This window comes from Hoyosella sp. YIM 151337 (assembly GCF_026041215.1).
Taxonomy (GTDB): domain Bacteria; phylum Actinomycetota; class Actinomycetes; order Mycobacteriales; family Mycobacteriaceae; genus Hoyosella.
On the sequence record NZ_JAPEIQ010000006.1, the window covers coordinates 337,352 to 351,914 of the forward strand.

13 protein-coding genes are annotated in these 14,563 nt (G+C 63.2%); 2 read left to right on the plus strand and 11 right to left on the minus strand.

All coding sequences use genetic code 11. The features are described from left to right. Nucleotide 1: 1 nt before the first annotated feature. The 6 genes from ONR57_RS03025 to ONR57_RS03050 all read right to left on the minus strand — a co-directional run bounded on the left by ONR57_RS03025 (nucleotide 2) and on the right by ONR57_RS03050 (nucleotide 8,138). On the minus strand, nucleotides 2-694 hold the full coding sequence (locus ONR57_RS03025; RefSeq protein WP_265121751.1) for a sirohydrochlorin chelatase: 693 nt from the start codon (nucleotides 692-694) through the stop codon (nucleotides 2-4). A 5-nt stretch (nucleotides 695-699) separates the two neighbouring features. Further along, nucleotides 700-1,887, minus strand: a complete 1,188-nt coding sequence (locus ONR57_RS03030) for a uroporphyrinogen-III synthase (protein ID WP_265121407.1) — start codon at nucleotides 1,885-1,887, stop codon at nucleotides 700-702. 63 nt (nucleotides 1,888-1,950) lie between these two features. Further along, on the minus strand, nucleotides 1,951-2,346 hold the full coding sequence (gene nirD / locus ONR57_RS03035; RefSeq protein WP_265121752.1) for a nitrite reductase small subunit NirD: 396 nt from the start codon (nucleotides 2,344-2,346) through the stop codon (nucleotides 1,951-1,953). After that, nucleotides 2,346-4,871, minus strand: coding sequence for a nitrite reductase large subunit NirB (nirB, locus tag ONR57_RS03040; RefSeq protein ID WP_265121408.1), 2,526 nt, complete (start codon nucleotides 4,869-4,871; stop codon nucleotides 2,346-2,348). The genes nirD and nirB overlap by 1 nt, the downstream gene beginning before the upstream one ends. Before the next feature lie 356 nt (nucleotides 4,872-5,227). Further along, nucleotides 5,228-6,703, minus strand: coding sequence for an MFS transporter (locus tag ONR57_RS03045; RefSeq protein ID WP_265121409.1), 1,476 nt, complete (start codon nucleotides 6,701-6,703; stop codon nucleotides 5,228-5,230). A 163-nt stretch (nucleotides 6,704-6,866) separates the two neighbouring features. Further along, nucleotides 6,867-8,138, minus strand: a complete 1,272-nt coding sequence (locus tag ONR57_RS03050) for an MFS transporter (protein WP_265121411.1) — start codon at nucleotides 8,136-8,138, stop codon at nucleotides 6,867-6,869. A gap of 119 nt (nucleotides 8,139-8,257) precedes the next feature. On the opposite strand from ONR57_RS03050, the gene ONR57_RS03055 reads away from it, so the two are divergent. Beyond that, on the plus strand, nucleotides 8,258-8,932 hold the full coding sequence (locus ONR57_RS03055) for a FadR/GntR family transcriptional regulator (protein ID WP_265121414.1): 675 nt from the start codon (nucleotides 8,258-8,260) through the stop codon (nucleotides 8,930-8,932). A 20-nt stretch (nucleotides 8,933-8,952) separates the two neighbouring features. Here the strand turns inward: ONR57_RS03055 and ONR57_RS03060 are convergent, their stop codons facing one another. From ONR57_RS03060 to ONR57_RS03070, 3 genes are all read right to left on the minus strand, one after another. After that, nucleotides 8,953-9,807: a TIGR02569 family protein gene (locus ONR57_RS03060; RefSeq protein ID WP_265121416.1), complete on the minus strand. Its 855-nt coding sequence runs from the start codon at nucleotides 9,805-9,807 to the stop codon at nucleotides 8,953-8,955. 116 nt (nucleotides 9,808-9,923) lie between these two features. Continuing rightward, nucleotides 9,924-11,090: a molybdopterin-synthase adenylyltransferase MoeB gene (gene moeB / locus ONR57_RS03065; protein WP_265121418.1), complete on the minus strand. Its 1,167-nt coding sequence runs from the start codon at nucleotides 11,088-11,090 to the stop codon at nucleotides 9,924-9,926. Nucleotides 11,091-11,103: 13 nt separating this feature from the next. Next, nucleotides 11,104-12,306, minus strand: a complete 1,203-nt coding sequence (locus tag ONR57_RS03070; RefSeq protein WP_265121419.1) for a DUF3152 domain-containing protein — start codon at nucleotides 12,304-12,306, stop codon at nucleotides 11,104-11,106. Between the two features lie 209 nt (nucleotides 12,307-12,515). Between ONR57_RS03070 and ONR57_RS03075 the strand changes: the two genes are divergently transcribed. Then, nucleotides 12,516-13,277 carry a TetR/AcrR family transcriptional regulator gene (locus tag ONR57_RS03075; RefSeq protein WP_279347346.1) on the plus strand — a complete coding sequence of 254 codons (762 nt, stop codon included), beginning with the start codon at nucleotides 12,516-12,518 and terminating at the stop codon, nucleotides 13,275-13,277. Between the two features lie 120 nt (nucleotides 13,278-13,397). Here ONR57_RS03075 and ONR57_RS03080 read toward each other — a convergent pair whose 3' ends face one another. Both ONR57_RS03080 and ONR57_RS03085 read right to left on the minus strand, forming a co-directional pair. Beyond that, the gene (locus ONR57_RS03080; protein ID WP_265121423.1) at nucleotides 13,398-13,628 is read right to left on the minus strand and encodes a DUF3107 domain-containing protein; all 231 of its coding nucleotides are present in this window, start codon (nucleotides 13,626-13,628) and stop codon (nucleotides 13,398-13,400) included. Between the two features lie 162 nt (nucleotides 13,629-13,790). Further along, nucleotides 13,791-14,444 carry a ferritin-like domain-containing protein gene (locus tag ONR57_RS03085; protein WP_265121425.1) on the minus strand — a complete coding sequence of 218 codons (654 nt, stop codon included), beginning with the start codon at nucleotides 14,442-14,444 and terminating at the stop codon, nucleotides 13,791-13,793. Nucleotides 14,445-14,563 lie beyond the last annotated feature (119 nt).

Here is a 14,563-nt window from a genome sequence, read left to right on the forward strand (position 1 = left end):
CTTAACGACGCAGCGACGGCACGGACAGCGCACGCGCGGCCCGGAACCGCGAACAAATAAGGCTGACCAGTTCGTCATGCACACCGATCGGTGCTGCTACACCATCTGCCCCCGCCTCGAACAGACGGTTATGAAAAAGTCCATCCGCGAGGAGGTAGGACGCGATGAACACGCGTTTGCCTGTCCGTCGCCGAACGTCGTCAACAACCGCGCCGACCCGCGGCTGCGCTGTCGCGATATAACCCACATCGACTCGGGTGTGCAGGCGGTCGGCTAACATGACGGCCGCACGCCTCACGTCGCGCAGCGCGCGCTCATCTGAGGAGCCAGCAGCGGCGAGGACCACCGCATCTCCCGGCACCCACCCCGCCTCCGTCAGACGCTCCGCCAGAATGCCCGCCAGCACCGGGTCGGGCCCGATCGCCGGCGCTATCCGAACATCGGAATGACCTGATTCAGTGATCTCACGCGGCAAGTCGGTACGTACGTGATATCCCGAGGCAAGGAACGCAGGAACGAGCGCCGCAGGGCCCCGAAGCTGGCTCAGAATTTCCGCTGGCGACGGTCCAAGCACGTCGACGAACGCGACCCGGGTCGGCCCAGCCTGCTCGGATACCGCGTCGGCAACCGCAGCGATCATGGACACACCGCGGGGGTTGCGCGTGCCGTGCGCAACAAGTATCTGCCCGTGCATGTCCTTCACCTGTCTCCCTTCGGGTCCGACTCGACTGGATCAAGCGCGAGCCGATAACCGCGTTTGACGACGGTCTGCACTACCTTCGGCGCGCCGAGCGCCGCGCGCAGTCGCGCCACCGCTGTTTCCACCGCGTGCGTGTCACCGCCAGCACCCGGCAGGACCGCAAGCAAGTCTTCGCGTGAGACCACCGCGCCCGGACGTCGCGCAAGCGCACGCATGATCGACAGCGAAGCGGGCGGAACCTGCTTCACCGCGCCGTCGACCACGACACAGCTGCCCCGGATGCTGAGGTAGTGTCCCCCCGCTTGAAGGTGGCTTGCGCGTCTCGGCAGCTCCTCGGCGATGTGCCGGGCGAGCGCGCCGAGCCGGGCACGGTGCGGTTGCGTCGTTGCAACACCGAGCGCTTCCAGCGGCGCCGCCGTCACTGGCCCGACACTGAAGGGAACAACGCGGCCCCGGAGCGCGTTGAGCAGCGACTCCAGCACCCGTGTTTCCTTCGCCCGGCCGAGCAGTGACGCAACAGCCGGAGCACTGGTGAACGTAATTGCGTCCAGCTCTCCATTAATGGACATTTCGATCATTCGGTCAAGTTGCGAACGATCGTCCGGTGGCACCCACCGGTACACAGGCACGGGCACGACCTCCGCGCCAGCACTGCGCATCACCTCGCAGAAGTCTGGGATAGGCTCCCATTCCGTCGTGGCACCATGCAACTGAACAGCGATCCGTTTGCCTTCGACGCCTTCTTCTAGAAGGTGATCGAGCACCTCGGCTGACGACTCAGACTCTGGTGACCACTCTTCGCGCAAGCCTGCGGCGCGCATGGCGCCCTTTGCTTTGGGGCCGCGTGCAAGTAGGCGCGACGAGGAGAGCGACTGCAGCAAGGGCTCAGCGAGTCCCCAGTTATCCGCAGCTTCGACCCAGCCGCGGAAACCGATCCCGGTGGTGGCGACGGCGATGTCCGGCGGCGACGCGATCAGCGATTCGGTGGCGGCGTGCAGTTCAGTGTCGTCGACCAGCGGGATTATGCGGATGGCTGGCGCATGAACGAGAGATGCACCACGCTTGCTGAGCAGCGTCGCGAACTCTTCAGCCCGGCGGGCCGCAGTAATGCCGATCGTAAAGCCGGCTAGCGCGGCGGGGCTGTCGTCGCCAGGCCGTGCGGGCGCGGCCTGCTGCTCAACTCCCATAGTGTTCACGCTACTGGTGTCTCCTAAGATTTCTGCGCGGGCGGTGCTCAGAGGTGGTTACTGTCACTGTTTCGGCTGCCGCGGCACCTGGGCTGGACGGATCTCGACGAGACCGTCGCGCACGCGTACCTCGAAAACACCCAGCACGCGGGCTGGATCATCCAGGCAGATACCACTGTCTAGCGAAAAGACTTGCTTCAGCAAGGGGGACGCCACGGTCGGCTCACCCTTCCGGTCGCCAACCAATCCGCGCGACATGACGGCAGCACCCGCGAACGGGTCGATGTTGCCCACCGAACGCAAAGATCCATCATCGAGCCGGAATAGCGCGGCCTGTTCCCCTGTGGGGAGCAGCACGGCGACCCCACGGTTAGGCAGCAGGTAGTCGTACGCACACGCCGTCGTCCACTCATCTGAACTGTTCAGTGTACGGAGTTCGCGAACATCCAGTGCGGTCATCATTTCACCCCTGTCGGTGCGGTTTCGGGCATGCTGGGCATTCCCAGCGTTACGGGAACCTTGCGTCCATCAGCCTCAGTGAACTGAACGAGAGGGTCAGGCTCTGATGGCGCGTTAACGAACGAGACAAAACGGGAAAGCTTTTGCGGGTCTTCGAGGACACCGGCCCATTCATCTTTGTACCCCGCAACATGGCGTTCCATCGCAGCTTCGAGTTCGGCCGCGATACCCAGGCTGTCTTCGCAAATCACCTGCTTGAGATGGTCAAGACCCCCCTCGAGCGCTTCCTGCCAGGGCGCGGTGCGCTGCAAACGATCCGCAGTGCGGACATAGAACATCAGGTAGCGATCGATGTACTTGACGAGGGTTGCGTCGTCCAGGTCGCCCGCCAGCAATTCAGCGTGCTTTGGCGTCTGCCCGCCATTGCCGCCGACGTACAAATTCCAGCCCTTTTCGGTTGCAATGACGCCGACGTCCTTGCCGCGCGCCTCCGCGCATTCGCGCGCACAGCCGGAGACGGCCATCTTGAGCTTGTGCGGCGACCGCAACCCGCGGTAGCGCTTCTCCAAGTCAACCGCCATCTTGACGGAGTCCTGCTGCCCGTAGCGGCACCAGGAAGAACCAACACAGCTCTTGACTGTGCGCAGCGATTTGCCGTAGGCGTGGCCTGATTCCATTCCGGCGTCCACGAGGCGCTTCCAAATGGCTGGCAGTTGTTCGACGCGGGCCCCGAACAGGTCGATTCGCTGCCCGCCGGTGACTTTGACGTACAGGTCGAACTCTTTCGCGATTTCACCGATCACGATCAGCTGGTCAGCCGTGACCTCACCGCCCGGCATGCGCGGTACAACCGAGTAGGTACCGTTTTTCTGCAGGTTCGCGAGGAAGTGGTCGTTGGTGTCCTGGAGCGAGGCTTGCTCACCGTCAAGAATGTGGTCACTGCTCGTTGACGCGAGGATCGACGCCACGGTTGGTTTGCAGATATCGCATCCGCGGCTATCGTCACCGTGCTTGGCGATGAGTTCCGAGAACGTTCTGATTCCAGTGCTCTGCACAATTTGGAACAGTTCCGCGCGGGAATGCGTGAAACATTCACACAGGGCTTTAGACAGTTCCACGCCAGAGTCGGCAAGGAGCTTCTTCACCAGCGGCAGGCAGCCACCGCATGAGGTCCCTGCGTTGGTGCAGCCTTTCACCGACGCAATGTCACACGCGCCATTCGCGATCGCACCGCAAATGTCTCCCTTTGTGACCGCGTTGCAGGAGCAGATCTGGGCGTCGTCTGGCAGTGCCCCGGCGCCAATTTCCGCGCCTCCTGCTGGCGCGATAAGCGCGGCAGGATCGCCGGGTAATTCCCGGCCGACCATCGGCCGCAGGGTCGCGTAAGCGCTCGCGTCACCAACAAGAATGCCGCCAAGGAGCGTCTTCGCGTCGTCAGAGACGACGATCTTCGCGTATGTGCCAGCAGCAGGGTTGCTGAAGACAACTTCGAGGGCGCCTGGTGTTTGTGCGAACGCGTCACCGAAGCTGGCAACATCGACGCCGAGGAGCTTCAGCTTCGTTGACAGGTCTGCGCCCGGGAAGTCGGCTTCGCCGCCCAACAGCCGGTCGGCAACCACCTCCGCGGTAGCGTAGCCGGGCCCAACGAGCCCGTAGCAACGGCCCTCAATAGCCGCGACCTCGCCAATCGCGTAAATATCGGGGTCTGAGGTCTGGCAGGAGAGGCTGGTGATGACACCGCCACGCTCGCCGACCTCAACCCCTGCGGTGCGAGCAAGTTCGTCGCGCGGCCTGACGCCCGCAGAGAAGACGAGTAGCGATGCGTCGATCACACTGCCGTCGGAGAGTTCCACCGCGAGGCGCCCATTCTCCAGTTCCTTGATGGCTGCCGTGGAGACGCCCGTATGGATGCTGAGCCCCAGGCTGGTAACGAGGTTCTTCAGTAGTGCGCCACCGCCTTCGTCGACCTGCAGCGGCATCAGGCGCGGCGCAAGCTCGACGACATGCGGAGTGAGCCCCAGCAGTTTGAGGGCATTCGCCGCTTCGAGGCCGAGGAGGCCACCACCCACGACGACAGCGGCACTGCCGGCGGGCGCAGCCTCGGCTGCTGCGCGGATCTGGTCGAGATCATCGAGCGTGCGGTACACGAAGCAGTTGCGTGCATCCTTGCCCGGAACGGGTGGCACAAAGGCGTAGGAGCCGGTAGCCAGGACCAGTTTGTCGTACTGGATCGTCTCACCCGCGCTGGTCGTGACGGTGTGGGCGTCGCGATCGATCGCTGTCCCAGTCGACCCGAGCCGTACGTCAACAAGTGTGTCACCCAGATAGTCGTTACCTGCGAGGGCGAGTTCTTTCGGGTCCCAGGTGTTCACGTAGGACGAAAGCGCCACCCGGTCATATGCGGCGACAGGCTCTTCACACAGAACTGTGACGGCCCAGTCACCGTTTTCATCGCGTGCCCGGAGCGCCTCGACGAATCGGTGCCCGACCATACCGTGGCCGACAACAACGACCTTCTTGTGCATTTTGCCGCTCCTTCTTGGTGCTGGTGATTCCACGCTATGTACGCTTCGTTACCTCCCTGTTTCGCGTCCGGGTCACCCTTTTTAAGCCATTCGCACGGGCTGGAGGCTGACATGGTGCAGGACGGTAGCCAGGGTGTATTCGCGGCGTCGCCGTCGCGGCACCTGAACAAACTCGGAGGAAGCGCCGAAGTGTCTGTCTGAAATGTGAAGACCTTCGCTGGAGCGAAGCCGGGCCAGTCCGGCGGCTGCCATGCGGAGGTGAGAGGGTGAATTGTGGTTGTCCGGAAAGGCCTGCGGGCACTGGGGACTATTGCCGCCCCAGTGCCGCAGCCGAGGGGTCCGCGCTGCTCGTAACGTCAGACGTTCGCGTGTGCGAGGCTAGGAGCGCGGGAGATCGCGAAGGACGTCCGCAGGTAATACCACCAGGTCACGCCCGCCATCAGCAGGAAGACAACGGCGTAGGTCCAGAAGGCCGGTGCCATCGAGCCAAGGTGGACGTTCGACAGCCGCAACGCTTGCTGCAGGATGAAGCCGCCGAACGCGCCGATCGAGCCGATTACACCGATGGCCGCACCGGCCTGGCGCTTCGCGGAGGCGAGCGCAGCTTCCGTGCTGATGCCCTCGGACTCCGCCCGGTGGCGCACGCTGGCGCTGAAAATCATCGGGATCATGCGGTATGTGGAGCCGTTACCGATACCGGTGATTACGAACAGCGTAATGAACGAGATCAGGTAAAGCGGGAAGCTCTCGAGGGCGAGTGCCCCCATCACCGCGGCGATACTCAGCGAGAGGCCGACAAAGACCAGGAAGGTGAGCTTCGCACCACCGACCTTGTCGGCGAACCAGCCGCCAGCAGGTCGCGAGAAAGAACCGACAAGCGCGCCGATGAAGGCCAGGTTACCGAGTGCAACCATCCAGCCGACGTTCTGCAGTTCAGGGAAGTAGGTGCGCAGCAGAGTTGGGAACGCGAACGAAAAGCCGACGAACGAGCCGAAGGTCCCGATGTAAAGAAACGCCATGATCCAGGTGTGCTTGTTCTTCATGGCGCGGGGGTAGGAATCGCCGTCTGGTTTAGCTCCGCTGATGCTGTCCATCCGGGTCCACGCCCCAAACATCGCGATAAGGATGAAGGGCACCCAGAACAGCGCCGCAACGCTGAGCGCGAAGCGATAACCTGCTTCGTCGTTCGCCGTGAAGAGCAGAGCGGCAGTGATGACCAGCGGCATCGCGAGCTGTGTGACAGCAACGCCGAGGTTTCCGCCGGCCGCGTTGATTCCGAGCGCGGCGCCCTTCTTGCTTTCAGGGAAGAAGAAGGAGATATTCGCCATCGAGGAGGAGAAGTTACCGCCGCCGAAACCGGTGAGCGCAGCGAGAATGAGGAATACCCACATCGGTGTGCCGGGCTGGCTGAAGGCGATGGCTAGGCCGATCGTCGGAATGAGCAGCATGGCCGCACTAAATGTGGTGAAGCCGCGGCCACCGAACTTTGAGACCGCGAAGGTGTAGGGGATGCGCAGGATGGCACCCACGATGACGGGCGTCGAGATCAGGATGAGAGCGTTGTTGACGGCAGCGTCACCCTGCATGAAGACGAACCCGGCCGCGCCCATCTGGGTGACGAGGATGCTGTAGAGCACCCATACGTTGAAGCCGAGGTGTTCGGCGAACACCGAGAACAGCAGGTTCCGGCGGGCGACTTTCTTGCCCGTCTTCTCCCAGAATTCCGGGTTCTCTGGTTCCCAATGGTCAATCCAGCGGCCGTTCCGGCGAACGGGTTCGACGTGTTCGCCCGCCTTCGAGTCAGACGCGGGTCGTTCGCTCACGAGCGTCATCGCGGTCCCCTTTCTAGTGTGGAGACCTCAATGTAGGAATTTGGTGTTGCCACGGTGCTGCCCTGAATGACTGCCCCGTCAAAATCTCCTCACCTGGACAAATCGTGCCCGGTGAGGGTTACTCCCGTGTTTCCGCACTGTGTCAGCGAGTGAAGATCGGACATCACCATGTGTCCTCAACCACACGAGGGGCGCAGGCGTGACGCGCAGCAACCAGCGTAATCGCCGCGACACCAGCCAAAACAGCGAACGGGATCGCCCAGCCGCCGGTCAGTTCGTGCAGTACGCCGATCCCGAACGGTCCGGTACACGCGACAGCGTAACCGAAGCCCTGCGTGAATCCGGAGAGCCGCGCGGCGCCGGTATCGGTGCGGGACCGCAGGTTGATCAGTGTGAGGGACATCGGGAAGGTAGACGGTCCCAGACCGAGCAGAAATATCCACACGACCGTCGCGTGCCCGGGGGCGAATAGCAGTCCGGCCATGCCGGCCACAATCACGATCATGCATGCCACGACGAGCGGATACGGATTACGCATCCGGGACGTGAGGCTGGGCATGACAAGCACGCCAAGCAGCCCGGCAAGGATGAAGACCCCGAACAGCGTACCGGCGGCAGTTCGGCTGATACCTGCATCGATCAGGATCGTCGGCAGCCAGGTCAGGAACACGTATGTCATGAGGGCGGTCATGCCAAACATCACGGCGAGCCCCCAGCCAAGCGGTGAACGCCACACTCTGCCACTCTCGGCCCTGTCAGCCGCACGGCGAGGTGTCTCGGCAGGCCTGCGGGAAGCCCGGCTAAGGCCGATCCACGGGAGGATTGCCGCAGCGCAGACCGCCGCCCACATCCCTAGCGAAAACCGCCAGCCCAGTGCGTCAGCTACCGGAATAGCCAGCACTGCCGGGATGACGGTTCCCAGTTGCACAAAACTGATGTAGAGCGTCGACATCAGCGCGATGCGGTCGGAAAAGTACCTTTTCACCAGTGGTGGCAGAACGATGTTGCCCACACCCATGCCAATTAGCGCGACCGCCGTCAGTGCGAGCATCAGGCCGACGTCATCGGTGAGTGGACGCACCGCGAGCCCCACCGTGGAGAGCAGGACGGAAAGCAGCGCTGTGCGCTCGAGGCCCAGCCGCATCATCACTATCGGCGTGAGCAGGCCGGCCACCGCGAACATTGCCGGCGGCATCATTCCGAATACGCCGGCCATCACCGCGCCGAATCCGAGCTCCGAACCGACATCGGCGAGCAGCGGCGTCATTGACGTCACGGCGAGCCGCAGCGTTAGCGCAGCCAGGAGGAGAGCCGCAAAGACCAGCATCCGGCCACGCCACAAGTGCGGCTGCGTAACCGGCCGGGGGGCCGGGGTGATGGTCGCGAGACGCGCGCCATCGCTCGCGATGGCGTCAGCCGGAACAAGCGGTGGCACGTACCCTCCTCTGATCGCAGGCCTCTTCCCAGACTCGACAAATCATAGGATGATTGGATGAACGGAGGCAACGTATTCTTAGCCACACCCGATTCATCCCCATTTGTCAGGAGAGACCGGTGCGCCAGGTGCAGCGACAGAGCTTGATTACACAAGTCACCGACATGCTCCGTGAGCAGATCACCTCCGGCGCCTGGCCAGTTGGCTGCCGAATCCCCACGGAACCCGCACTATCCGAACTCACCGGCACGGGACGTAACACTGTGCGCGAAGCAGTCCAGGCACTCGTACACGCAGGGATGCTTGAACGCCGCCAAGGTTCTGGCACGTACGTGACCGCAGCTTCCGACGTGAGCGGAACGTTGTCGAAGCACCTCGCCGCGGCCGCCGAACGCGATGTATACGAATTACGCCAGGCCCTTGATGTCACAGCCGCCGCGCTTGCGGCGATCCGGCGCGACGACACAGATATCGCAACGCTCAAGCATCTGCTTCGCGAACGGGCACGGCTCAACGCTGCCGCTGAATATGACCGCGCCATCGAGGTTGACGTCGACTTGCACCGCGCCATCGTCGCAGCGAGCCACAACGCCCTCTACCTAGAGTTTTACGACTCGCTCGTGCCGATCATCAAGTCAGCGATCCATCATCACGTGGAGTACCACGGACTCGCCGAAACCCATTACGACCGTGAACACGAACGCCTAGTGCAGGCAATTATCGACGGTGATCCCGCCCAGGCCAGCCAGGAAGCACAGCTTTTCCTCGCCAGCGTGCTGAGGAACATCGAATGAGCTGCCTCAGCAGCGTGCCGTTACAGCAACTCGAGAATCTGTTCAGCGGTTCGCTCGATTGCGGTGAACGCCGTCGTCGTTGAGCGCGGGTGCAGTGCGTGTACCGCCACACGGAACATCAATGCACGCAGCAACATCTGCGGCCACTCCTGCATGGCGTCCCAGCGCTCTACCAAACCCTCATCGGCGCCGCCCCACGACAGCGAATCGACAACCACAACCGCGGCCGCCCATGAGACGGGTCGCCAGTACGGCGTGATATCCGTGATACCTGGCGCCGCGGTTTCGGCAAAGAGCACCGTGCCGAAAAGGTCACCGTGCACCAACTGAGCGGGAAGCTCAACCGGTTTGCGCTGGTCCGCAAGGTGCTTCAGAAGCGAGAGACTCGCGTCGACACCGTCTTTCGACATGTCGAGCAGCCCGGTACGCTTCGGATCTCGCAACGGGATCGGCTCCCACGCCGCACGATCCGCCGCGACGAACACATCCACATCTGAGAACGGCGCGACTGGCGGCTGCGTGAGGAACCGCGGTTTTTCCAGCCGTGAAGTGGCCGCATGCAGTCGTACTGACAGCGACACAACTTCGTCGTGACGCGGTTCGGGCGAACCCTCGATGAAAGTGTCGGCGCGCCACCCGGACACGACGTAGCGGCCATCGGTAGCGCGAACGGGTTTCGCCACCCGCGCGCCGTCGACCATCAGCGTCTCCCGCACCTTCGCCGACCACGCGGCCCGCGCGTGGTCACCCACCGGCGAGAGTACGACGTCACCGAACCGCCATCCTCCGTCCCAGTCGGCGCCGAGGGACACAGGTTCTCTCTCACGCAGGCCAAAAGTGGAGCGCACATGATCTGGGGGCGGGGCGGAACTCACGGACCGTAACCTACCCCTCTGCACGCCCGATACTGCGTAACGAAGCCCACGTGTCGGGCATCCGGGACATGAAACGACCTGATCACGCCCCCAGTTGATAACACCCGCACCACCGGCTAGTACATCGGCAGCGACTGGTCGATTTGCTTCACCCACGCCGCCAGACCACCCCGCAGGTGGACCGCATTGCGCAGGCCAGCCTCATGCAGCGTCTCGAGCGCGGCGGCAGACCGGATCCCAGTTTTGCAGTACAACACGAGCTGACGTTCCTGGGGCAATACCGACAACGCCGAACCTTCTTCAAAATCTCCGTGCGGAATCAGGGTCGCGCCAGGCAAGCGCACGATGTCCCATTCGACGCGATCACGCACGTCAATCAACGCTGGCGGGTCGTCCGACTCAAGCAACTCCTTCAGCTCGGCCGGTGATATCGAACTGCCTCCGCTCGCGGTCTGCGCCGCTGTCCCACAGAATTCCTCATAATCAGCGAGTTCCGAGATCGGGGCCGCAGCAGCGGAGCGCCGCAAGCCAAGGGAACGGAACGACATGGCCAGCGCGTCATACACGAGGACCCGGCCCAGCAGGGTTGAGCCGCTACCCGTGATCAACTTGATAGCTTCAGTAACCATCAGCGATCCGATCGTGGCGCAGAGCGCACCGAAAACCCCGCCTTCTGCGCACGATGGCACACTGCCGGGCGGGGGCGGATCGGGGAACAAATCTCGGTACGTGACACCCCTCCCCGTCGGGGGGCTCTCCCAAAAGACGGACACTTGGCCTTCGAACCTGAAGATCGATCCCCACACGTACGGCTTGCCAGCCAGCGCTGCCGCATCGTTGACCAAGTAGCGTGTCGCGAAGTTGTCGGTGCCATCGATGATCAGGTCGTACTGCCTGAAGATATTGACCGCGTTGCGATTCTCCAGGCGCACGTTATGCCAGCGCACCTCGACATTGGGGTTGAGCTCCCGGATCGTGTCGCGCGCGCTCTCCCCTTTGGGCCGGCCAAGATCACGCTGGCCGTGAATCACCTGACGCTGCAAATTCGACAGTTCGACAGTGTCGAACTCGGCAATCCCTATGGTGCCAATGCCCGCTGCAGCCAGGTACATCAACACGGGAGAACCCAGGCCGCCCGCGCCGATGACAAGGACACGAGCGTTCTTCAGTCTGCGTTGCCCGTCTACGCCGACGCCCGGGATCAGCAGATGCCGCGAGTAGCGGGCGATCTCGTCACGAGTCAACTGGGTGGCCGGTTCGACCAGCGGAGGGAGTTCGTTCATATCTGCCCGAAGTCTACTGGGCGCCGCGCGGGTACGGCCACGGGTTGTAACCGCACACTTTCCCGTCCGCAGGCACCACCCCACCTGGATCGAGGAGCGCGATTTCATCGTTCGCGGTGCTCAGCGTCTGCTGCATCATCACGTTCGCGAGGCCGCCATCGGTTTCGCACGGCACATGATCCGGGTACCCGATCGCATGTCCGACCTCGTGGTTGATGAGGTACTGGCGATACGAACCGATGTCACCCTGGAAGGCAAGGGCGCCGCGCACCCACCGCGCGTCGTTGATGATGACCCGCCCGGTGCGAGGTGAGTAGCACGAAACCTCAAGCTGGATGGTGTAACCGCAGAACTGACGCACCGTCATCACGGACGTCAGCGAAACCCGGAAGTCAGGTTCGCCGTCTTCAACAGCGGAAATGCGGCGGAACCCGAACTGGCGGTCGGCGATCCAGCTTTTCGGATTAGCAAGTGTCTCGTCCACCATTCTGGTAAAAGACTCGTCACCGCCGTAACTCGATGTGTCTATACCCTCTTCGATTTCGACGGTGTAGGTGAAGAACCGTCCCTCGCCCGCACCCACCTCAGCGGTTCCGCCGGGCATCACCCGCCATGAGCCCGTGCCGTGTTCCGTGAATGGGCCACCGTCAGGCAGAACGCCAGCGGGGAGTTCCGGAAAAGCGCCATCCGCGGGCGGGGGCACCGGTTCACCGTCCTGCCCCACGCCACCGTCAAGCAATACGGACGCGGAGTCACCACCGGCGCCGGACTCCCCGCCCTCTTCACCCCCGCGGGCAGAGAAGACAGTCACCCCCACGATAAGCAGTGCTACCGCGGGGATCGCACAGGCGCGCCACCCAGGGCTTCCGAGGATGCGCGCTGCGGCGCTCTGGCGATTGGCCGACCGCACGCGGCGGCGAGCGCGGCTGCCTGCGCTGCGGGCCCTGCGGTGTTCTGCACGATCGGACCTGCGCCTGCGCACGGGCTGCGGGTCGGCTGGCTCGGGGTCGTCGCAGTAGCCCGAGGCAGCGCGTGGTGCGCCTACTGGATCCCAATGCGCATCGAGCGGCTGATTAAGCGGGCTTCTCCGCACGGCGGAGCGGGACGACGCCGCATGCGCCCGGCGCCCGTGGGCGTCGCGGGAGTAACGCGCTTCGTCGCGGGACAAGCGCCGGTAGCGGCCGTCCTTTTGGTGACGTGCTCGGCGAATCGTCACCCTCCCAGACTCTCATAATCCTGTGCAGCACAGGCAGCGCCGCGCCGCAGCGCCAGTTGCTGCACTCCCGGAACTCCCACCGCGAGCTTACCGCAGGTCAGCACCGAGCCTCACGTCCCAACGAATGAAGTCCAGATCGGCTTTTCACCCGCTACAAGGTAGTGTCAATGCACTGGCAACCAGTAACGACCAGCGCGATATGAACGGTGATGGCTTTGGCGGAACGGATCGGCGCCCAGTCCTCCTCTACAGGGGAGCGGCGCGGTGGGTCGCGCGGGGCAGAACAGCCACGCGCACGGAAGAACACCCGGCTCCCTCGGGGAGCCCGGCGCGCTCAACTTCTCAACGCCGCGAGTGACGTGTTCGCCAGCCAGGGCTATCATGCGGCCGGGATGGACGAGATCGCGGAACGGGCGGGCGTCAGCAAGCCAGTGCTCTATCAGCACTTCCCCAGCAAGCTGGAGCTGTATCTCGCCGTCCTGCAGGCACACGTGGATAAGCTCATTTCCGGGGTTCGCCAAGCCTTGCGGTCGACTACCCATAACAAGCAACGGCTGTACGCGGCGGTCCAGGCATTCTTCGACTTCGTAGACAACGACACGCAGGGATATCGGCTGATTTTCCAGTCGGACGCACTGAGTGACCCTTCGGTACAGTCTCGCGTCGCACAAGCCAGCGAAGATTGCATCGATGCGGTATTCGACCTCGTGAGCCACGATTCGGGACTGGATCCTTACCGAGCGCGAATGCTCGCGGTCGGCCTCGTCGGGGTCAGTCAGGTCAATGCACGTTACTGGCTGGAAGCCAGTCGGCCCATCAGTAAGTCCGACGCGGTCGAGACGACCGTCAGCCTCGCGTGGGGCGGACTTTCACACGTCCCCTACCAGCGCACACGCGACATGGTTGCGCCCAGTTCCCCGCCACGCGACGATGAGATCGTGCCGGAGATTTCTGGAAGCGGCACAGCCTAGGCAAGCCCGGTTAGCCCTTGGATCCCCGAGCCGAGCCAGCACACAGTCCGCGCACCGAAAAGGCGTGGCGGGCAGCCCCAGGAACCGGCTGATACCCACCACGCCTCGACGCCCGATCTGTTACAGCGCGGCGAAACCTACTTTGCGGGGGTCCGCTGGGCCGATCTCGACGTATGCGATCTTGCTGGACTGGACAAGGTACTTGCGGCCTTTGTCATCAATCAGCGCGAACGTCGCGCTATCCCCCTTGTCGAAGGCCGCGCGCGCCTGCTCCTCGACTTCCTCGACCGATTGGGTGCTGTTAACGACCAGCTCCCGATTGCTGTCGGCAATCCCGATCTTGACCTCCACGCTGTCCTCCGATCACATCAATGGATTACGGCCCCGGCCGTGTCGTTCAGCAGGCTGAGCCTGCCTTGCCAAGCACCCCGCATGCCAGGCTAGCGAACCGGCGAGCAACGAGCGGTGCGATAGCCTGCGCTGTTAGCGAACTCGGCGCGGCGGCGGCACCGTTCACTCGAGGCCGAGAGTCTTCATCCGGTCGTCGTTCTTTCCCTGCATGCTCTCGAATAGCGTAGCGATGTGGTTAAGGTCACCGCTCGCGGTGAGGAGCAGTTCAGTGAGTTCGTCCCGCTGCCCAAGTACATGCTGTGCCTGTGTCAGGGCCTCGCCGAACAACCGGCGCGCCCACAGCCGCAGACGGTCCGCTTCCTTCTTATCTCGCTCCACGATCGAGCGAACCTCGTCCTTGACGAACTCCGAGTGGTGAGTCTCCGCGAGCACGCCCCGGACCACGTTCGCGACGTCATCGGGAAACGCGCTCGCAATCTCCAAGTAGAAATCAGCGGCGATCGCGTCGCCGATGTACGCCTTGACCAGAGCTTCCGGCCACGTGCTCGGCAACGTTGATTGGTGGTAGGCGTCCAGCACCTCCACGTAGGGTTTCATCACCTCAATGGGTTCGCGGCCGAGGTCCCGAATCGCGGTGTGCAATAGTTCGTAATGCCGCATCTCCGACCCGGCCATGCGCGCCATTGCTATCCGGCCGTGCAGGTGCGGGGCCAAGCGGGCCTCATCCGCAAGCCGATAAAACGCTGCGATTTCACCGCACGCGAGTGCTCCGTACAATTCGATTATCCCAGGGTGGTCGCTGCTCACAGATCCCATACCGATGAGCCTATGTCACGTGCGGTGTACGTGCGCAGGGACTAGGCATGCCCGGTACCATGACGGCAAGCCCTTGGCAACGAGCGGTCGCTCACGTTCGTCCTGCGCGTTCGCAGGAC